The sequence below is a fragment of the Rhodococcus sp. P14 genome (assembly GCF_000256505.1).
Lineage (GTDB): Bacteria > Actinomycetota > Actinomycetes > Mycobacteriales > Mycobacteriaceae > Rhodococcus > Rhodococcus ruber.
On sequence record NZ_AJFC01000025.1, the window covers coordinates 15,439 to 36,202 of the forward strand.

At 64.9% G+C, this 20,764-nt stretch carries 12 protein-coding genes and 1 pseudogene; 7 read left to right on the plus strand and 6 right to left on the minus strand.

Translation table 11 applies throughout. The features are described from left to right. Window positions 1-10 precede the first annotated feature (10 nt). The 4 genes from OEY_RS0101955 to OEY_RS0101980 all read right to left on the minus strand — a co-directional run bounded on the left by OEY_RS0101955 (window position 11) and on the right by OEY_RS0101980 (window position 9,944). On the minus strand, window positions 11-1,201 hold the full coding sequence (locus OEY_RS0101955) for a hypothetical protein (RefSeq protein WP_157179982.1): 1,191 nt from the start codon (window positions 1,199-1,201) through the stop codon (window positions 11-13). Between the two features lie 132 nt (window positions 1,202-1,333). Next, entirely contained in the window at window positions 1,334-2,554 is a 1,221-nt protein-coding gene (locus OEY_RS30345) for a hypothetical protein (protein WP_157179983.1), read from the minus strand. Then, on the minus strand, window positions 2,554-4,317 hold the full coding sequence (locus OEY_RS0101975; protein WP_029539860.1) for a DEAD/DEAH box helicase family protein: 1,764 nt from the start codon (window positions 4,315-4,317) through the stop codon (window positions 2,554-2,556). Before OEY_RS0101975 ends, OEY_RS30345 begins: the two co-directional genes overlap by 1 nt. Continuing rightward, window positions 4,314-9,944, minus strand: a complete 5,631-nt coding sequence (locus tag OEY_RS0101980) for an AAA domain-containing protein (protein ID WP_010592271.1) — start codon at window positions 9,942-9,944, stop codon at window positions 4,314-4,316. The genes OEY_RS0101975 and OEY_RS0101980 overlap by 4 nt, the downstream gene beginning before the upstream one ends. A 623-nt stretch (window positions 9,945-10,567) precedes the next feature. Here OEY_RS0101980 and OEY_RS0101985 point away from each other — a divergent pair. From OEY_RS0101985 to OEY_RS31080, 4 genes and pseudogenes are all read left to right on the plus strand, one after another. Next, complete coding sequence (locus OEY_RS0101985) at window positions 10,568-11,146, plus strand: TerD family protein (protein ID WP_010592272.1); 579 nt, start codon at window positions 10,568-10,570, stop codon at window positions 11,144-11,146. Between the two features lie 87 nt (window positions 11,147-11,233). Further along, window positions 11,234-12,364, plus strand: coding sequence for a DUF475 domain-containing protein (locus OEY_RS0101990; RefSeq protein ID WP_029539861.1), 1,131 nt, complete (start codon window positions 11,234-11,236; stop codon window positions 12,362-12,364). Window positions 12,365-12,449: 85 nt separating this feature from the next. After that, window positions 12,450-12,917: pseudogene (locus OEY_RS31075) on the plus strand (TerD family protein); the annotation flags it as partial. 123 nt (window positions 12,918-13,040) lie between these two features. After that, on the plus strand, window positions 13,041-13,676 hold the full coding sequence (locus OEY_RS31080) for a TerD family protein (protein ID WP_010592274.1): 636 nt from the start codon (window positions 13,041-13,043) through the stop codon (window positions 13,674-13,676). Window positions 13,677-14,209: 533 nt separating this feature from the next. Here OEY_RS31080 and OEY_RS0102005 read toward each other — a convergent pair. Next, window positions 14,210-16,051 (minus strand): TerD family protein, encoded by a 1,842-nt coding sequence (locus OEY_RS0102005; protein WP_010592275.1) that lies wholly within the window; start codon window positions 16,049-16,051, stop codon window positions 14,210-14,212. A gap of 136 nt (window positions 16,052-16,187) precedes the next feature. On the opposite strand from OEY_RS0102005, the gene OEY_RS0102015 reads away from it, so the two are divergent. From OEY_RS0102015 to OEY_RS0102025, 3 genes are all read left to right on the plus strand, one after another. Next, on the plus strand, window positions 16,188-17,099 hold the full coding sequence (locus OEY_RS0102015) for an SDR family oxidoreductase (protein ID WP_010592276.1): 912 nt from the start codon (window positions 16,188-16,190) through the stop codon (window positions 17,097-17,099). Window positions 17,100-17,320: 221 nt separating this feature from the next. Then, window positions 17,321-18,124 (plus strand): hypothetical protein, encoded by an 804-nt coding sequence (locus OEY_RS0102020; protein ID WP_010592277.1) that lies wholly within the window; start codon window positions 17,321-17,323, stop codon window positions 18,122-18,124. Between the two features lie 187 nt (window positions 18,125-18,311). Continuing rightward, window positions 18,312-19,973, plus strand: a complete 1,662-nt coding sequence (locus OEY_RS0102025) for a plasmid pRiA4b ORF-3 family protein (RefSeq protein ID WP_010592278.1) — start codon at window positions 18,312-18,314, stop codon at window positions 19,971-19,973. Window positions 19,974-20,011: 38 nt separating this feature from the next. On the opposite strand, the gene OEY_RS27900 is transcribed toward OEY_RS0102025, so the two are convergent. Beyond that, window positions 20,012-20,764: HNH endonuclease (locus tag OEY_RS27900; RefSeq protein ID WP_010592279.1), on the minus strand; the 753-nt coding region annotated here is incomplete at its 5' end.

Sequence of the window (20,764 nt, forward strand, 5' to 3'; positions counted from 1 at the left end):
CCCGCGACGCTCAGACCGTCTCGACATGGTCGCCGCTCTGTTCGTGTCCCATGAGCTCGAGTCGACGCAGCATCATCTCGACAGCATCGCGCGCGGCGGTGAGATCCGACGCCTGCGCCTGCAACGCACTTTCGTGCCGGAGGAGAGAGCGATCGATCCCCTCCACGGCAGATCGGAGTTCGAACACTGCTGCCTGCAGTTCGCGGCCGGTGTCGACGCTGCGCCTGTCCATCGTGTCGACGCTGCCTGCGATGGCACTCTGCGATCTCTCCATCAGTGCGACGCCGGCAACGAGATCGTCAATCGTCGATCTGATCGCGTCGGACGATTGTGCGACGACACGACCGGTCTCCGACTGCGCCTTCGTGAGCTGATCCTGAAGTTGGTCGGTGAAGTGATCGAGGGTCTTCGCCATTCGTCGTTGACTCTCGTCGGCGGTCGTCTCCAGGACCTTCGCGGCGTACTCGACACCCTGAAGCGAGGATTGCGTGGCATCGGCAGCTGCGGTCATCGTCGCAGCTGTCGTCTCGAGCGAGGCGGACGTCGCGTTGAGGCGATCGATTCCTTCCTTCGTCGCGTCGTGAGCTTCGGAGAGCTTCTTGATCGAGCTTCGTACGATCGCTTCGATGGCGCTCGGGTCGGCCGTATGCTGACCACCGATCTCGCGTTGAGCGGCACAGAGAACGCTGATACGGCGCGCTTCGAAAGCGACTGCTTCCTCGTCCTCCTTCTTGTCTGCCGCACTACTGACGACTCGCTGCGCGATGACGAGAAGGACTGCCACAACGATGACGAGAATCGAGACCAGCGCAACCCACGAAAGTCGATGCCACCCTGTCAGGTAGCCATCGAAACCCGAGATCCACAGCCCCAGGAAGGTGTCGTTGGGCCTGATGCCGTCTGCGGTCATGTTCGAGTAGGCCTGCGATGCAGCACGTAGGCTGAACCACGTCCATGCCACCGGCGCGAAGACCGCTATGGCAGCGAGGGCACCGAGAAGGCTCTCCACGATTCCGAACTTCTGGACACTCACCGTGGTGGACGCGGGAAATGCCGCCAGCAGGTCGATGCCTACCCACTTGTCGGAGTCACCGGACTCGATGTCCTTCGCCAGCAATTCCAGGTCGTCCGCTCGAGGATTGCAGCGCTCGTCGGCGGCGAGCTCTCGCAGACCCTTTACACAGAACTCAGACGTAGTCATTCTCTACCGGTACCGATCACTTTCCGAACTTGATGAACACCCTGCTTGCCTGTTGATACCGCGGGCGCGGACCGGCGTTACAAAGCCGTCCCGAAGGGTGGGCATTGCATCGGTAAAGCGCTACGGTGATCGTCAGACAACCGGTCTCGCTTCGGGAACCTCAGCGAGCGGCCGGCCGGAGTTGTCGTCGATCCGCCACAACTGCCAACCGTCGAACGGGCCTTCGTCTCCCAGTCGAAACGTGGTAGTGACCGCACCGGCGGCTGCATCGGGATCGGCATGCACCGAGCCGAGCAGAGCTCGAACCGGAGCCGAGGTGATCTCCGTTGTTCCTGTTTCCGGATCGAAGATCGCCTTCACACGGTGCCCATCGCAATCGAGATGAACACGGATTCGTCTTCCGCTGAACGCGGTATCTCGATCTCGGAGTGCTTTGTCTCCTCGTGTTCCACCGACCCCGTTCGGCGACTCGATGGCAGCACCGGTTGAACGCCCGGCACGTGCGGTACCTGCGCGTGTTTCCCGGTCATTGCTGGTGGCGGAGTCCCATGTCGTCCACACTCTCGTCCGTGGACGCACCTGCGGCTCCGGCGTCGGAGTTTGTGGTGTCGGCACAGGCTTGCCCGGCACCATTTCATCTCTCCCATGCTTCGATGAAGCCTCCACGCGCGGGGGCAACACCTCGGGCAGCACGGACTCCCACAAGGCTCCGATGCGCTGACTGTCCAGGTGTCGCAGTGCAGTCGCCCCGACTGCTGTCTGCAACGTCTTGATCCCCGCATTCGCAGGGACCCGCCGTGTCAGCTCTCGAAGTGCGCGGATCCACTCGAGTCGAGTGCCGGCAGACACTGTCGAGGTGCCTCCCGCTGCCACCCACAGTTTTCCGACGGCGTTCCAAGTCACGCCGTCCACGACCTGCATGACGTCGGGACTCTCGCCCAGGACGCTGGCCAACTCGGTCTGCGTGGCAATGCCGTCGAGTTCATCCAACGCTGCACGCAACTGGTCGTCCGGCGCTACTGTCTCCATCGCGTCCGCCGCAGTGGCGGCCAAGAGCAGATGGACCGTGGAGAACCGGTCGTTGCTCGTCAACGAGAACCGGACCGTATCGAACCCCGAAGGATGACGATCACGAGGCGCAGCGCGACCGTTGGAGACTTTGATCCTCAGCGTGCCGAGATCGCTCGCGGTGGCAGGCCGGAACTCCGTCCCGATCACCGCTCCACGATGCGCCCGTAGGGTCGGCAGCACCGTGCCATGTGTCAGGTCGGCCGGAATGTCTTCACGCAGGATCCACACGTAGTCGTCGTCGAGAACGATCTGACCGTCGAACCCCTCGAACCACTGGGCCACTACACGCTCTCCATCCGCGCCATGACGTCCGACAACAGCTGACCGGCCACCGTGTCGCCCAGATGCGCGATCGCGGTCCGCTCGATTCGGCCGACCTGGCTCGACGACAGCCCCAGCCGCGCACCGATCTCTGCTTGTCTCTTCGGTTGCTGCCCACCAAGCCCATAACGCATGACCAGCACCGATACCTGACGGGGTTCGAGTATCGACAGGCACGAAAGTACGGTGTCGAAGTCGTCGACCGAGCCCTTGACCCCCACGTTCAGCAGGATCTCGGAGATCTCCGCGTTCTCGGTACCGGCGACAACCGCTTCTTCGGGGACTTCCTCTTCGATCAGACGCTGCGCGATCGCAGCGACCTCTTCGACCGAAGTCGAACTTTGGGCGGGTTGTTCGATCACCGGTGCACCGGACGCCACCGGTTCGACCTTGTCGTCGCTCCGGGCCGAGTTCATCCACTCCCGAAGAAGGTCGGGAGCGTCGTCCCCAGAGACCGTAACCACTTGAGAGGCGATGCTGGTGAGCTGCTCGAGGAACGTTCCGTGCGCCCCGTTCGCAGGATCCTCCGAGCTGTTCTCCGCGTACATCACCAGGAACGACGCAGGTCTCCCGTCGGACTTCGGCCTGATGATCCGACCCATCCGCTGAATCATCTGCCGCCTGCTCTTACTGCTGGCCAGGATGATTCCGACGTCGGCTTCCGGGACGTCCACGCCCTCGTCCAGCACCTTCGGCGCCACGAGAGCCGTGAGCGTGCCGTTCTTGAATTCGTTCAGCAGTCGCGTTCGGTCCGGTCTGCTGAGGTCGCTCGTGAAAGGTGCTGCCAGCACGCCTTCGTCGAGCAGGACCTCCGCGGCAGCTCGCGATGACTCGCGTGTCTCGGAGAATGCGAGAGCCTGACCGGTTTCCTTGAGTACCGCACCCAGCCCACGCAGCACTTCTCGCTTACCACGACATTCCGCGAGCAAGGAGCGACGTTTCGAGAATGCGTGCAAATACCTTCGTGCCACCCATGTCGATCGATCTGCACCGTCGCCGCCGCCGAGCAATTGAACGTCGCGCATGAACTCGCCGAACGGCTCGCCGGCGCACCCGAACTTCTCGATCAGATCGCCTCGGAGCTTGCGGGCCAGCTCGTCGTACTCCTGGTATTCGACGGCTTCGATCGGATCGAACGGGACCGCGACGAGCATGACGTTCACCGGTGCAAGAATGCCGTCGGTGTGCCCACGTTCGTAGCTACATCCTTCTACGACGGTCCGGAAGTACGGTAGTAGGAACCTCTCCACACCGTCATCCGACCGTTCGAAAGTGGCAGTGAGACCAATCCTTTCGGGGAATCGATCCGTCATCAGCTTCGAGAACGTGACCGCACCGTACCGATGCACCTCATCCGCCACCAACAGCGCGGGGCCCGACGGTTGCGGCGCGGAGGTGCTGATCGCCGAGTGCACGGTGCTGACCAGAATTCGCTTGTCTTCAAAGTTGTCCGTGTGACCGCCACCCCGACGACCGACAGGGACGTCGGGGAGCGTTCGACGGATTGCGCGATGCCACTGCTCGAGCAGTTCGATCCCGGGCACGACGACCAAGACGTCCATGCCACGAGCGACGCCGTCGGCAACTGCCGCGATTCCGAGCGTCGTTTTCCCTGTGCCGGTGACAGCCTCGACGACGGCACTACGATCTGCCCTCATCCAGGCATCGAAAGCTTCGCGTTGCCAGGCACGTAAGGGTGGTCCGGCCAAAGTGGGTGTCGTCACCGGTCACCCCGTCCCCACACGGGTCCTGAAGCATCGTCTCGACGCACCAGTTTCCCGTCTGCTTCCAGACTAGAAATGATCTGCATGACACTTTCGTGATCGAGTCTGCTCAGCTTCATTGCTCGCTCCACCGACAGGTCCGCGATTGCTGCAGCGGTGATGAGTATTTCCGCCACCGAGTCGAGACGTGCCGGTGGCAGGTCGGCCACCGAGACAGCTCGGGGTGTCACAGCCGACTGAGGCGTAGGAGCGCTCTCGTCGTTCGCCACTGCCCGATCTGCCGGTGGCGCAAGGGCGTATACGCGCGGGCCGCGTTCCGGCATCAATACTGCACGCCCCCGAGCGATCAGCTCGTCCACGACGGCTTCGATTCGCTCCCGCGGCTCGTTCAGCCGGAACTCGAGATCCGCGAGAGACACCGGTCCCGATGAGAGCTGCTCCCCAATCCGCGACCCGAGACTCGGTGGGAGCGATTCGATCGCCGACGCCGAAATGGTCTCCCAGCCGGGAACGACCGGCGTCTGCACAGGCGGTAGCACCAAGGCCGGGGTGTCGGCCTGCGAGCCCACGTCGGGTGGGAGCGGCAACTCGCTGCTCTCGGTCCGCGATGCCACGTCCACGAGGTGATATTCGGTCAGTTTCCCGAACGCCGTGACCTCTTCGATTCGCCCCTCGAGAAGGAGCTGGTCCAGTCCGGCGTGGACAGTCCTCCAGTGTTCACCCACCTGTTCGGCGATCTTTCCGACGGGCAGGGGTCCGGAAGCAAGCAACTCTACTATCGACGTCGCGAGATCCTGCGGCTCGTCTGCTGTGATCGTCTGCTCCGCGGCAGGTTCGGGGACCGCAACGTTCGGAGGGCTTTCTTCCAGCGTGGAAGCCGGGGCGTCCTCTACTTCTCCCAGAGGTGCATCCAAGAGGTGGTATTGCGTCAGCTTTCCGAAAACTGCGACTTCACCGACCCGACCGGCGGCAATCAGCCTGTCGAGATCGGCAAGGACCACTTTCCAGTCCTCCCCCAACCGAGCCGCGATCTTGCTGACGGGCAAGGGGCCCTCAGCCAGCGCGGTCGTGATTGCGGTAGCAAGTGCGATCTGCTCCTGCGGCACCGTTGGCGGTTCCACTTCCGGCACAACAGGAGCGGGGTCCGCAAGGATCTCAGGATCGGAGTGAACCGAAGGTGCAGTTGGAGGTGCGGGCACCTCGACGTGAACCGGTTGGGGCTCCGTGGTCTCCACGGCCGGTTCCGGGGGAAGGATCGGTTGATCGAGGGCATCGGCGACGTCGTCGACCGGCGAGTCATCCTCCACGAGCTCTACCGGAGTCCAGGTCTCCTGCACGGCAGTGACGACGTCGTTCACTCCGACGACGTGCGGCCTGATACCGCGCCTGTCGAGCTCCTCCCAGAGACCTCTCATCGATCCCACAGGATCGAGGTAGTACTCCGACTCGCGGATACGCCAGAACTGCCATCCGCAGCGTTGCAGCTCTCGTTCGCGTTCGAGGTCGGCTCGCTGCTGTTCGGGACTCTTGTGCCAATGATCGCCGTCGCACTCGACCGCGAGCTTCCCGGCTGCACCGGTGACCACGAGATCGATCCGTCGGCCGTTCGCCTCCACCTGCGGATTCACGTGGTAACCGCGGGCCACGATGTCGAGGAACACGCGCTGCTCGAAGAGGCTGTCGAACGCGTGGTGCCGATCGTCGCGCGTCACACCTTCGGGCATCGGTTCTGCCGGCGCGGGCGACGTCGACTGCATGTAAGTGAGCAACGAATGCCGCAGGTCGGTCGAGCGAAGAGACTCAACGGTGCGGGAGTGGAACAACCACATCTGGTCCTGCGCCCGGGACGCGGCGACATTGAACCGTCGCTGGTACTCGGTCTTCGTCATTGCCATGATGTTCTGTTCCGGCGCGACGACCATCGAGAGGAACACCACGTGCCGTTCGTCGCCCTGGAAGTCGGGCGGCGTTCCCACACGTAGTCGTCGCTCTTCCCACTGCTCGGGCGTCAACCGGTCGAGCAGTTCGTTTGTGATGACGTCGACCTGCGCTTGTCCCTGAAGAACGACGACGCCGAAGGTCTTGCCGTCGTACGCCTCGTCCGACAAGCATTGCTTGACCGTGTCGGCGATGGCGCGTGCTTCGACCCTGTTGGAGAGCGTCGCGTTCCGTCCGGTGACCACGCCGCCTTCGACATAGGTGGTGCGCAGCGGCGGCAGACGGTCGGCCCCGAACTGACGCACCGGCACCAACGGAGCATCGGCGTAGAACTGTCCACTGGACCAGTTGATTATCTCCGGCATGCACCGGAAGTGCTCGCGCAGCCGGATCACACTGCCGAACCTCGAGCGGAGCAACGAGAAGACGCTGGATCGAGGGGTGAAACTGTCGCGCAGGTACTTCGGGATGTCGGGCAGATACGAGTCGAGCCGGGTGAAGACCCCTTCGAGCGCACCCGACGACACATCACTGGGCGCACACTGCTTGTCGTCGCCCACCACGATCACTCGAGGCGCGAGCCACAGCAGAAACAAGCTGCTGATGTCGGCCTGGCTCGCCTCGTCGACGATGACGACGTCGAACGAGTTCTGTTCGGCAGGAATGGACGCCAGTACCTGTTGCAGAGGCATGACCCACGCCGGAACCGCTTGCTGCGCCACCTGCATCGCCTCGCGCGCGCCGGCACGAAACCGTTCGGCGTACTTGCCGGTTCCTTTTCCAATGCTGGCCACATGATCGCGGTATGTCTGCAACGCTTGGACCTGCGCAGCCGTCGTTCGCTCGAGGCACGCACTCCATGCACGTTCCGCGGCCAACTGTGCGGTGAGCTGCGCGATGTCGTTCTCTGTCGCGTCGAGTTCGTGCTGGAGATGCTGATCGTCGACGGAATAGGAGTGCTGCTGCACCCAGTCGTATGCCAGACGCCACGCCCATGCCTGCTCGATGTAGTTCAGGCGAACCGACCACTCCGCGGACGAGGGATTGTCGGCCACGGCCTGCGCCAATGCGGGTGCGGCATCGCTCAACCGGGTCTGCAGCGACTCGAGGTGAAGTTCTTCCTGGTACTCGCGGACCGCAGCGTGCCAGGAATCGATCGCCGTACGGATCCTGCCGAATTCGGCGGATTCTATGGCCCGGACGAGCACGTGTCCTTCCGGGGGAATTCCGTGCGTCATCCTGGCTCGGACGCGAGATGCGACATCCGTGAGCCAGGAGCGGTTCGCCTGCGCATAGCCTGCCGCAGCGATCGCTTGCGCCGCCGTCGCAACGGACCGTGCCTGATCCAGGCTCGCAATACGTGGCGCCCCTGGGCTCGCCTGCTGCAGCGCAAGCTCCACTTCCCTGGTGCGGGTTGCCAGAACTTCCACCAGATCGCGTGCTCGGGCGGCCCGCGCTGCCGCACCGATCATCTGGCTGCGAGATCCCGAGGTGTCGATCTCGACGCCGAGGTCCCGAAGGATGAGAGCGACGGACTGGATGGCATCGAGCGCACGAAGATGCTCGGCCACCGCGCGTGCGAGGGGCGCAGTGGTGGCTTCGACGCCGTCGACGGTGGCGACCCTGCCCAGCGCCTCGACCGTGGTCTGCTCGTTGCTCCTGCGGAAACGGGCGAGTCCGCTTCGCCACGTCTCGCCGCCCTCGAGCGCCCTGGCGAGCGCGTCGTAGGCATGCAACGCATTTCGTCCGACCACCGGAGTGTCGACGACAGTCGTCGTACCGAGGAAGACGTCGGCGTTGTAGGCGACGGTCACCAGTTCGCGGATGTGCGCGGTCTTGTCCCACAGATAGTCGATCCCGCCGGACAGTACTGCGTCGGCGAGGTTCCGGAATGCGGGTTCGAGACCGTCGACATCGATCAGCGCACGCTGCAGATGATCGCACTGCTCGCGGATCCGCTCGAGAACGTCAGGAGCAGCGCCCTCCAACATCCGAAGCAGTCCCGAGGTTGGGACACTGCCCGAACCCGGGCCGTTGCGAACAGCTTCGCAGGCGAGTTCGAGGTCGGAGAGGCTCGGTAGCTCCAGGTCGGGGAAATGCTGCCGCCGACGCTCGGCTCGACCGGGCCGAGACCGTTCGGACAGAGCGAGCAACGTCTGGAACCCCTCCGGAGAGAGTGGTGGAGTATCCGTCCCGAGGGAGCCACGTAACCAGTCGTGGTTGGCGCTCTGCGCGGTGACCTTACGAACGATCTCGGCCGGCGTTCCTGCATATCCGGGTGCGACATCCGCGTGTGCCAGCGTCTCGGACGCACGAGCCTGGCGGATGCGCTCCGTCAGCATCGCCCGGCGACTCAATGCAGTGTCGCGTCGTTGCGCCACCTCGTCGATACGGGCCGCGGTCCGGCGCGGATCGAACTGCGCCTTACGGGTTGCGATCTCGCTGACGCTACGGTTCAGCTCGGCCGATCCACCGCGGCCGGCGTCTGTGACCGAAACACAGAGTTCCTGCAGTTCCAGAGGCAGCTTGTCGCGAAGGACGCGCAGTGCCTGGGCCTTCTCGCTGGTGACCAGGACGCGCTGACCACGTGCCAGCAACGCCGACACGAGGTTGGCGATCGTATGAGTCTTCCCGGTTCCGGGTGGCCCCTCCACGACGACACCGCTGTCGCCTGCGAGCCGATCGATGATGTCGCGTTGCTCCTGGTTGGCAGGAAGCGGAAACAGTGGGTCGTCGGCGAGCAGTGAGGACGACGTACCGGCCCTGTCGAGCCACGCGACCCGATCGGCAGGTTCGATCGCCTCGACGAGCTGTGCCAGCCCGAGGGGAACTGCCGTCGTCTCGTCGGCCGCCGCTGCCGTCATGCGGTCGTAGTACTCAGTCAGTGCATAGGCACCCCGCTTGCGCAGAACCAGCGAAGGAGACGGCGTGAGCAGTCGGTCCGGCGAGGCAGCTTCGTCGGGTCGGTCGACGACCTCGACACGGGTCGTCAGAGCTCGGTCGGACCAGTCTTTGAGGAAGATCCGTGCGGCAGGGTCCACGGGTGAGCTCACCCGTGCAGCCAGCGATTCGTGCAGACTCCGGGTACCTGACGAATCGAAGACCTCGAGCCCGGTCAACAACTGTGTGTCTTCGAGCGCAGGACCGGATTCGGGATCCAATCGGACCAGGAGGTCGCCCGATGCCGAGTCGCGTTCCACCAACGTCGGCTGCGTGATCAGGTGCGTTCGCACCTGCTCGCCTGCAAAATCGGCCGAGAGCTGGAGCAGTCCCGACGCGATCACGAGTTCCAGGGATTCCGGCTGCGCCTCGAGGTCGAGCAGTGCGCGCTGAAGGAAGGCGTGGAGATGCCAGGCGGGCCGCCGCTCACGATCGACCTCGGCCCAGGCACGCCACTTCGTCAGCCATGCGTCGAACTCCCTTGTGTCGGGAACATCGGGATCGAGCGTGGGTTCGGTGGTCGAATCCGCGGTCGAACCGCGGATCCACGCAGTGACTGCAGCGGGTGGTCGGGGTGGGTCCTCCAGGTGGACACGACGTGCCCGGAGCACGACGTCGCCGGCAGACGCATCGGTACTGAGGGCTACATCCAAGTTGCCTTCGTCGAGCGCCGTCATGGCGCGGTGTTTGTCGACGACCCGGACGGGAGCACTACGCGCCTTCACAAGCTCGGACAAGAAGGCCAGCAAGCGTTGGACACGATCCTTCAGCTCAGGATCGTTCTCCCTCGAATCCACAACCACCCCACTGCGCCATGAAGTTGCTCCGTACGAGAACGGAGGGAACGCCGACGAACATAGACAACGGCTACGACAACAACGGTCGCTGTGCCCTTCCGATACTCCTGCGCATCTACCTCCCCCAATCGATCCGACTCCCTCGCCGAATGCATCTGCCTCCGGCACCGAGATTGTTACATCCGCTCAGCAACCCGGCGCATGCCTGTCCCAGTACCGCCGGTAACAGAAACCGGTCGGTCGAGATCGTGCCAATCTGCACTTCCGGATATTTAGTTGCACCTGCTATGTTGTCGCCCAACAGTCTGTCGGGGGCTGGAGTAGACAGCGCGGCATCATACTGCCGTTTGCGTCGCACGCCCAGAAGATGCACCCCGCAGAAGGAGTTCAGCCACACGAGATGGACGGATAGCACTCGCACTGGCATCGAGGATCTCCTCGGTGTGTGTGCTTGCTCCAGATTCGGCGACACTCCCCCGGCAATTTAGTTCAACTTCCCCGTGGTCGGACAGCATCCGAAATGCAATCCTCCCCACGTCGAAAACACGCCTACGCAGAAATTCGAAAGGACCCACATGAGCGTCTCTCTTGCCAAGGGCGGCAACGTCTCCCTGTCCAAGGCAACCGACAACCTCACGACCATCACCGTCGGTCTCGGTTGGGACGAGCGCACCACTACGGGTGCGCCCTACGACCTCGACGCGTCGGCGCTGATCACCGGCCCCAACTACAAGGTCCTTTCGGACAAGCACTTCGTCTTCTACGGCAATCTCTCGTCGCCTGACGGCTTGGTCGAGCACACGGGCGACAACCTGACCGGCGACGGAGACGGCGATGACGAGTCGATCCACGTCGACCTCGCTGCGCTTCCGCCCACCGTTACGAACATCTTCTTCGCCGTGTCGATCTACGACGCGGACGTTCGCGGCCAGTCCTTCGGTCACGTTCGCAACGCCTACATCCGCGTCATCGACCGCGTCACGGGCATCGAGCTGGCCCGTTACGACCTGACCGAAGATGCCTCCACCGAGACCGCGATGATCTTCGGCGAGGTCTACCGCCACAACGCGGAGTGGAAGTTCCGTGCCGTCGGCCAGGGTTACGCGTCCGGTCTGCGCGGAATCGCCCTCGACTACGGCGTCAACGTCGCCTGATTCTTCAGTTCAGTCCGCGTGAACCGTCGGGATGCTCGAAACGAGAGCATCCCGACGTGTGCGCACCCATAGAGAAAGGCCACGTCCGTGGTTATGCGCATATTCGGCGCATCTTTCGCCGTCACTGTTGTCGCCCTGGTCGTCGCCTTCCTCTACGGCGGTCCTCAGGCCCTGCTGCTCGCAGCCATCCTCGGCGTACTCGAGGTTTCACTCTCGTTCGACAACGCGGTCATCAACGCGACTGTGCTGCGGAGGATGAGCGAGTTCTGGCAGAAGATCTTCCTCACGATCGGCATCCTGATCGCCGTCTTCGGCATGCGCCTCGTGTTCCCGCTCATCATCGTCTGGGCAGCTTCCGGCCTCGGCCCGGTCGCGGCATTGGACCTGGCGCTCAATCCGCCGGCCGATGGTGCGGCCTACTTCCCCGACGGTCGTGCAAGCTACGAAACCCTCATCACCGACGCGCACCCACAGATCGCCTCGTTCGGTGGCATGTTCCTGCTGATGCTCTTCTTGGGCTTCATCTTCGAAGAGAAGGAGATCACCTGGCTGTCCTGGCTCGAGCGTCCGCTGGAGCGGATCGGCAAGCTCGACCAGCTCTCGGTGGTTGTCGCGTCCGGGCTTCTCGTCCTCACCGCGGTGTTCCTCGCACCCGAAGGTAAGTCGTCGACGGTGATGATCGCCGGCACGCTCGGCATGATCACCTACATCCTCGTCAACGGTCTCGGGGAGCTGTTCAACGTCGATGACGAGGGCGAAGAATCGTCCGGTGGCCCTACCGACCTCGCGAAGGCAACCGGCAAGGCCGGCTTCTTCCTGTTCCTCTACCTTGAGGTGCTGGATGCGTCGTTCTCCTTCGACGGCGTGATCGGCGCATTCGCTGTCACGTCCGACCCGATCATCATTGCTCTCGGCCTCGGCTTCATCGGCGCGATGTTCGTGCGATCGATCACCGTCTACCTGGTCCGGAAGGGCACGCTCGCCGAGTACGTCTACCTCGAGCACGGGGCTCACTGGGCGATCGGTGCCCTGGCGCTGATCCTGCTGTACTCGATCGGCCACCATGTCAGCGAGATCGTCACCGGCCTGACCGGCGTGTTCCTGATCCTCGCGGCCCTCGCCACCAGCATCATCCGGAACAAGAACAACCCCGATGACGAGGCTGACGCGGACGCGGACGAAGATCCGCGGCCCGAGTCGGTAACCGTCAACGCCTGATCAGTTCAACGTGTGGGCAGCCGGCATTCCCGGCTGCCCACACGCATCTCCGCCGAAAGGAGTCGGCCGTAAGGCCGGACACGCCATGCCTGCACTTCCCCCCGGAGCGAACACAGTTATCCACGACGGCACCGCGACATTGTCCGTGTCCGGCGCACGCCAGGGCACAGTCGACCTGATGGCCTTCCAGTTGACGGTGGACCAGCGTGTACGGAACGACGACGATTTCATCTTCTTCAACCAACCCAAGTCTCCCGAAGGCGCTGTCCGGCTTATCGGTGCGGATCGAATCTCGTTGGACCTGAATCTCATCCCCGCACACATCCACACTTTGTCCATCGCGGTGGCCTTGGACGAGAGCGTGAGCGGAAGCCTGGCAACAGTCCCCGGTCTCGGCGTCACCCTCGAACAACCGACCGGCCTGGTTGTTCAGGCACCCGCAAGCGGATTGAGTTCCGAGCGGGCAGCGATTCTGATGGAGGTCTATCGTCGTAACGGGACGTGGAAGGTGCGCAACGTCTCGCAGGGATGGAACACCGGACTTTCGGCGCTCGCCACGAATTACGGTGTGGACGTCACCCAGCCGGCACCACCGGCGCCGACACCTACTCCTCCGGCAGCACCGTCACCCAATCCGTCAACGGAACGCCGCGGAGTTCCGCCGTCCCGTCCACCCGTGTCGACACCGGTAGCGCCGCCAGTCACCCTCTCCAAGATCACTCTCGACAAGAGCACCCCCTCGGTGAGCCTCGTGAAGGCCGGCGAGGAGCAGGGGGTCATGCGAGTGAACCTGAACTGGACCACCAGAGGCTCCGGTAAGGGGTTCCTGGGTCGTCTTGCCGGCAGCAACAGCATCGACCTCGATCTCGGCTGCCTGTACGAGATGGCCGACGGAAGCAAGGGCGTCATCCAGGCCCTCGGTGAAGCGTTCGGATCGCGGTACAGCTACCCGTACATCGAACTCGACGGGGACGACCGAACGGGATCCGTAGCGGGCGGCGAGAACCTCTACATCGACCTGTCCAACCCGTCGATCTTCAAACGCATTCTCATCTTTGCGTACATCTATGAGGGGGTGCCGAACTGGGCTGCCGCGGACGGAGTGGTCACGCTCTACCGAACCTCTGGTTCCGAGATCGAGGTCCGTCTCGATTCCGGCGACAATCGTGCGCCCATGTGCGCGATTGCGTTGCTGGAAAGCAAGAACGGCGAGATCAATGTCAACCGCGAAGTCCGCTACATCAAGGGTGACCAGTCCCACCTCGACAAGGCGTACAAATGGAAGTTGCGCTGGACGCCAGGCAGCAAGTAGGAGCAGACATTGCCCATTATGGGAACCGATTTCCATAATGGGCGCTCACTTACGCGCTGGCATGAACATGAATAACATTCTCACCTGCCATGGGTTTCGCTTATCACTTACTTGGAAAGTTGATTTACCATGTCCGAGCACGATCGTCACCGTGATGCCCAACCCGAAGTGACAGTTATTGCCGCAGCGTAGGTACCGAAGTCGGACAATTGAAACACCCCGCCGATTATTCTGTCCCTCATCCGCCGCGAGTGGTAAGGCCAGGACTTGATCAGTGGAGTGACCGGCAGGGCCTGGCACCGTTCTAGGACTCCGACGGCAGGTGGAGCTGGTCGGACATGCTGGCCGCAGTCGGGATCCGAGCCACGAAGGCCCCGACGAGATCCGGCAGTGATGGGGTTGCGGACAGGTGGGCGCGTCGATCCGGAGTGGTTCAACCGCGACGAGGCCGCCGAACAGCTCCGTTCCCTGTTCGAGTAGCTGCTCGTGCAGATCGGAGCTCGGTTACCGGGTTTCAATCCACACAAACTCGATCAGTCGACGTCCACGCCGTACCGCACCGCCAACTCGGTCAGCCCGTCGTCGTACCCCTGCCCCACCGCACGCAGCCGCCACTTCCCCGCCCGCCGGTAGATTTCGGTGAGGACCATGGTCCGTTCGGTGGTACCGGCGTCGAGCACGAACGTCGCCGCCGTGCCGTCCTCACCGTCCACGCTCACCGACACGGCCCCCAGCTCGCCGAAGGTGCGTTCGCCGTCGATGGCCGCGGCGATCGCGATGCGCGCGCATTCGTCCGGCAGCGCGGCGAGATCGAGCCGTACACTCTGCTCGCTGCTTCCGTCAATGGATAGCTCGACTGCGCCGACCTCGGCGGTGGGGTTGTTGTAGAAGACGAAGTCGTCGTCGCTGTCGACCTTTTCGTCCTCTCCCAGCAGGAAGGCGACGACGTCCACGTCGAAGTCGTCCGTCTCGGCGCGCCACGCGACATTGACCGTCCACGACATCTTTCGGGCCGGCAGGTCGATGACCTCGCCTCGGGCGAGCGCCGGCGCGGAGATGCGGGATTCGATGCGCATGTGCGACGGCACGACGCCCTTCTCCACCGCGGCGCTGACGTCCGTCTTGGTCAGAACAGGGAGCTCGCGCGCGGTGATGCGTGGCATGCGCCGGTCGCTGTCGCCGCCTTCGAGCATCAGCACGTCCGTGACCGCCGCGGTGAGGTTGAGCGACGGGCGTGCACCGAGCTGGACGAGACGCGAACGCATGAGCACGGCGTCGAGATGGGTACCGCCGAGGAGCAGCACTCGTCGGCCCTGCCACAGCTTCGGCTTCTGACCCGTGAGCATCCGCTCCGGAAGGCTCGATGCAACGGACTCAGCAGTCTCCGGCTGCGGCGGAGGTTCGATCACCGGCTCGGCAGGGGGCGCGGCCACCTCGGTCACGGGACGCGTCTTCGGTTCGCCGGGCAACACCCGGGTGAGCATGTCCTCGAGCTGCTGCTCCGTGACGACGGGAATGCCCTCGGCCATCGCCTTGCGGATCTTGCCCGTCTGCACTCCGGGGTCGTTGCACACGACCACGCTCGTCTGGCGGCTGACGGAGTTCATCACGTCGAGGCCGGCGTCGGTCATGCGGCCGGCGAGTGGGACCCGGGGCGTCGTGGTGTGGCCGGTGATCACCACCTTCATTCCCTGCACCAGACCGACGTCCAGCGACAGCCGCCCGGGATTCTTCCACTCGCACGGCACCCGCGGCACGGAGTCCGGGTAGGCGGACCTGCGGCTGAGGCAGTCGACCACTGGCAGCGGCAGCTGCAGGCTCTCGGCGAGCGAGGCGCTGCGCACGAAGACCTCGCTGAGGACGCGGGCGTCGTCATAAGCGTCGTGCTCGAGCAACTGCTGGACCTGCCAGTGCGCGGCCAGGGTGGAGAGCTTGTGATCGGCCACGTCCAGCTCGAGCCGCCTCGACAGTGCGAGAGTGCACAGCCGGTGTTTGACCGGGATCTCGGCTCCAGCGCGCCGAAACTCTGCGTCGAGGAATCCGTAGTCGAAGGCCGCGTTGTGGGCGACGATCGTCCCGCCGGCCAGCACCTCGGCGAGCTCACCAGAAATCTGCTCGAAGCGCGGGGCACCGGCGAGCCGTTCGCGCGTCAACCGGTGCACGTGAACCGGGCCGGGGTCGCAACCCGGATCGACGAGCGTCGAGTACTCCTGCTCGACGCTGCCGTCCTCCCGCAACACCAGCGCGGCGACGCTGAGCACCCGATGCGCATAGGCGCGCAGGCCGGAGGTCTCGACGTCGACGACCACCCAGCGATGACCCTTCGGCAGCGTCCGCGAACCCGACGCGTGCGACTGCGTGTCGATCACCTGCACCTGCCCTACCTCCGACTGTTCTGCTGCCGGCCCCACCGGCGCACCCGAACATAGTGACTGATGCTCACGACACCGCCGACTGCGCCACGCCGAGCGCGCCTGCCTCCGACCCGTGCCGGGCAGTAACGTGCCAGCCATGGCACAGCCACTCGAAGGCAAGATCGCCCTGGTCGCCGGCGCCACCCGCGGCGCCGGCCGCGGGACCGCGATCGCTCTCGGTGAGGCCGGCGCGACGGTCTACTGCACGGGCCGCACCACCCGCGAGCACCGCTCCGAGTACGACCGGCCGGAGACCATCGAGGAGACCGCCGAGCTGGTGACGGCCGCGGGTGGGGTCGGCATTCCCGTCGCCGTCGACCACCTCGATCCCGAACAGGTGCGACAGCTCGTGCAGCGCATCGACGACGAGCACGGCCGCCTCGACGTCCTAATCAACGACATCTGGGGCGGTGAGAAGCTCATCGAGTGGGAGACCCCGCTGTGGGAGCACGACCTGGCGGGCGGACTGCGGATGGTGCATCTCTCGGTCGACACGCACCTGATCACCAGCCACTTCGCGCTGCCACTACTGATCCGGAACTCCGGTGGGCTCGTCGTCGAGATGACCGACGGCACAGCCGAATACAACGCGAAGAACTTTCGTCTCTCGGTGTTCTACGACCTGGTCAAGTCCGCGATGCTTCGCCTCGCATTCTCGCAGGCGAAGGAGCTCGCGCCGCACGGGTGCACGGCCGTCGCGCTGACGCCCGGCTGGATGCGGTCGGAGATGATGCTCGAGCACTTCGGGGTCACGGAGGAGAACTGGCGCGACGCCGCCGTGCCACACTTCGTCGCGATATCGGAGTCGCCAAGGTTCGTCGGGCGGGCCGTCGCGGCGCTGGCCGCGGATCCGGACGTGCATCGCCGCAACGGCGGCTCCTTTTCGTCAGGCGGGCTGGCGCGCGAGTATGGCTTCACCGACGTCGACGGGTCGCAACCCGACTGCTGGCGGTACATGGTCGAGGTTCAAGATCGCGGTCTGCCCGCGGATGCGACCGGGTATCGGTGAGCGCGACACGCCGAGACTACGACTGCCGCTCGCCCACAACGTATTCCACACCAGCGAGACGAATCGATTGACGCGTCCACAGCGCGGTGCCACCATGTGTCATCCCTCGCACCCGCGAGGGTCACAACCGAAGAAGGCCCGCCAGGAGCGGCAACTCCCGACGGGCCGGATGTCCGACTGTAAGGGAGTCGAACGTGGGTAACAGTACCCTCGTCGGAGGCGTGCGCCGCGCGCCGCGCCCGACGAGCAACTACACCGTCGTCCGCAACGAGACGATCGGCAACAAGGACCTCTCCTTCCGCGCCCGCGCGGTCTTGATCTGGCTGCTGTCGAAGCCGGCCGACTGGCGCATCCGCTCCGACGCGATCGCCGCGGAATCACCGACCGAGGGTCGCGACGCCATCCGGTCCGCGATGCGGGAACTGGCGGCGCACGGCCACCTCGTCACCGAGCGTCGCCAGAACGAGCACGGCCAGTGGATCACCGTCCAGACCGTCTACGAGGTGCCCGTCAAGCCCGAGCCGGGGCCTGGAAATCCGAACCCCGGCGAACCGGACAGCGGTGAGCCCGGCGCTGAACAAAGAACTGAGGACCAAGAGACTGAAACAAACCCCTCACCGGCCGCCGAGCCGACGGCACCGCCCGCGCGGCAGCAGGGGGTGAGCAGCATTCCGGAGAAGAAGCAGATCGGCGAGCTGGCGACCGCGTGCCGCGCCGCCGGCCTGACCGCGACGTTCGATTATCTGCCAGCCGCCGCGCGCTCCCAGATCGTCGCACTGATCGACTCCCACGGAGTACCGCCGCTGGTCGCGGCGGCACGGTCGGCGCATCGACCGAACAATCCGACGCGCTTTGCGCACGCATGGATCCCGCTGTGGCAGTCGCTGCCCCTACCCCGCTCTCCCCTGCCGCCCCGATGCGGCCGGTGCGACGAGTACGGCTGGCTGCCCGACGACCCGCACGGCCGGGCCGTGCGGTGCCCGTGCCGTCACGTCGACGCACCCGACCGCCCTGTCGCTGCGTGAGCATCCGTCGGCGGCGAGCCGGTAGCATCTGCGGGAACTGTTCCGTGACCACCGAGGTCGGAGGCCCATGTCCCGCAAGCGCTCAGGGTCGAGTCGCGGATCCTCCACTCAGCCGCAGCCCGACAACGTCGTGTCGTTGGCCGAGCGTCGCCGCTTAGCGGGCACACCGAAGGAGCAGTATCGCGCGTTGGCGCCGGACTTCGCCGGGTGGCTGGTGGAGAACGCCATCTGCCCACCGAACCGGGTGGAGCAGATCGTGGTGAGCGTTGCGAACGCGGTCGACGCACTGTCGCGGGCAAGCAAGGGATTCTCGGCGACACACTGGCGCAGCCGCGACGTGGACCACTTGCTCGAACGTGTGCTGACCAGTGATCTCGTCGAGGACGACGACGAGACGCGGGCGCACATCGCCGGGGATGTCACCGCCTTCCTGCGGTTCCTCGAGGCGACGAACCGGTGGACCGGCGCCGACGAGGACCTCGGGTACGGCCTGTCCACGCTCGTGTCGTACATCGAATCGAAGCTCGCGTCTCTCCCCCGGGTCGACGAGCCGACGATCGAGCCCGAGACCGAGCGTGCCGCGTTGACGGCCCTGCCGGTCGTCGCACGGCTCGACGCCCTGCTCGACTGGATCGGTGAGCGCCGGCCCGTGACCGCGACCGGAGCGCTGAAGCGCGCCCTGGTCATGGAGGCCTTCGACGCTGTCGGCGGCAAGCGCGAGGATCTGGCACCGCGCAAGGTCCAGTCGATGTGGGACCTTCCCGTGCTGGAACAGACCTGGGTCGTTGCCGCCATGGTGGACTTGACCTCGATCGGAAAGACCGTCGTCAAGCCCGGTCCTGCCGCGCCGGTGTGGCGGGATCCGGACCGGAATCCGGGCGAGTACCTCGCCCTCTGCCGGGACGCGGTGACGCATTCCCTCATCGTCGCCCTCGGCCGGCGCGGCGAGGGGCGCCTCGAGGCGTTCCATTCCGCCCTCGACGAGGCGACCGCCGTCGTCCTGTCCGCCGGCCTCGGTGAGCACCCGCTGCCGTCCGACCCCGAGGAACGCCTGCACGCGCTGCCCGTGCTGTTCCCCGGCATGCCGGTCGGACCGAGCTTCCTCGGCAGCATGCTCGTCGACCGCCTCGAGGAATTCGTCGCCGACGGCATCCTCGACGACGCGGACGGCTACCGCGTGCCGACGCCTCGCCGTCCTGCCGTGCGGGCCGCCGTGCGCATCCTCCTCGGCGACGCGACACCCGTCGCCATCCACCCACCTGCGCGGTGCACACTGCGAATCTCGTTGCGCAACAGCGAGCCCCCGGTGTGGCGACGCGTGGTGATCGACAACTCCCTGAGTCTGCTGCATCTGCACTTCGTCATCCAGAGCTGCTTCGCCTGGGAGGACTACCACCTGCACCAGTTCACCAAGGGCGAGCCGTTCACCCGCGGTCGCGTGTACGTGCCCGACGATCAGGTCGACGACGAGCTCGCGAACGGTCAGGACGAGGTCGTCGACGAGGGCACGGTGACCATCGGGACGGTGCTACCGAAGGTGGGCGCCACCCTGACCTACATGTACGACTACGGCGACGGGTGGACGCACGACATCGTCGTCGAGTCCGTCGCCGACTTCGATGCGAATGCTCCGCGCGCGGCCTGCGTCGACGGGCACGGCCTGGCGCCGGCCGAGGACTCCGGCGGGACCTGGGTATGGTCGGACATGCTGGCGGCAGCCGACGACCCGAGCCACGAACGCCACGACGAGGTGCGGCAGTGGCTGGGACTGCGGCCGGGTGAGCGCGTCGACCCGGAGTGGTTCGACCGCGACGACGCCAACGAGCAGTTGCGCGCCCTATTCGGATAGCGTTGCGGTCGAACGGCTTGCGGGCGAATCGCGCATAATCATTCGAGCGCGCAGCTCTTTTCCCCTATCGGTCGTACACCTTCGGCAGCCGTGGGTGGCGACACGAAAACTTGGGTTCGGTGCCACCCGAGGTACGCCGTGTCGGGCCGATCCGCGCTCGCCGGGAGAATCAACCGGTCGGCCAACGGTGGCTTGCCGAAGGCACGACGCAGCGGTTCGTCTCTCGGCAGTGCGCGTTCGAGGTCGGTTGCGTATGCGATCGAGAGGTCCTCGGACACGGTGAGGAGGCCCGTGTCGAATGCGACATCGTGTGTGGGGCAGGCCGTCAGTCCGTTCAGATGGTCGAGGCGTTCCTTGTTGGTGCTGTCTCGCCACGGCTTGATGTGGCTCGCGGTGAGCAGTCGCGGCCGGCGACGTCCCCCAATTTCGCTCCCCATGCCGCAGAATACGCACCGGTTGCCATGGTTGGTCAGCACTGCCTTGGCGAAGCGGTGCTGACCAATGCGAACGGTCGAGGTGAGCAAACGCTGCGTGATCTCGACCGGCACATCCTGCCGCTCACGCGCCCACTTCTCGACAATGCCCTCGAGTTCCCGCTCGACCTCGCTCTCGACGAGCTCCTCCTGCCCCACCAACCAGAGCGAGCCTCCGTCCTCGAGCTCGAGGAAATCCGGCAGCGCGTCCCGCCCTATGCCCTCGGCGCGTGCCGCCCGAAGAATCCGCAGGTACACGTCCTGCAGCAGGGCACTGTCGGACGTCATGCGCGCCGACACCTCGAGTTCGTGGCGGGG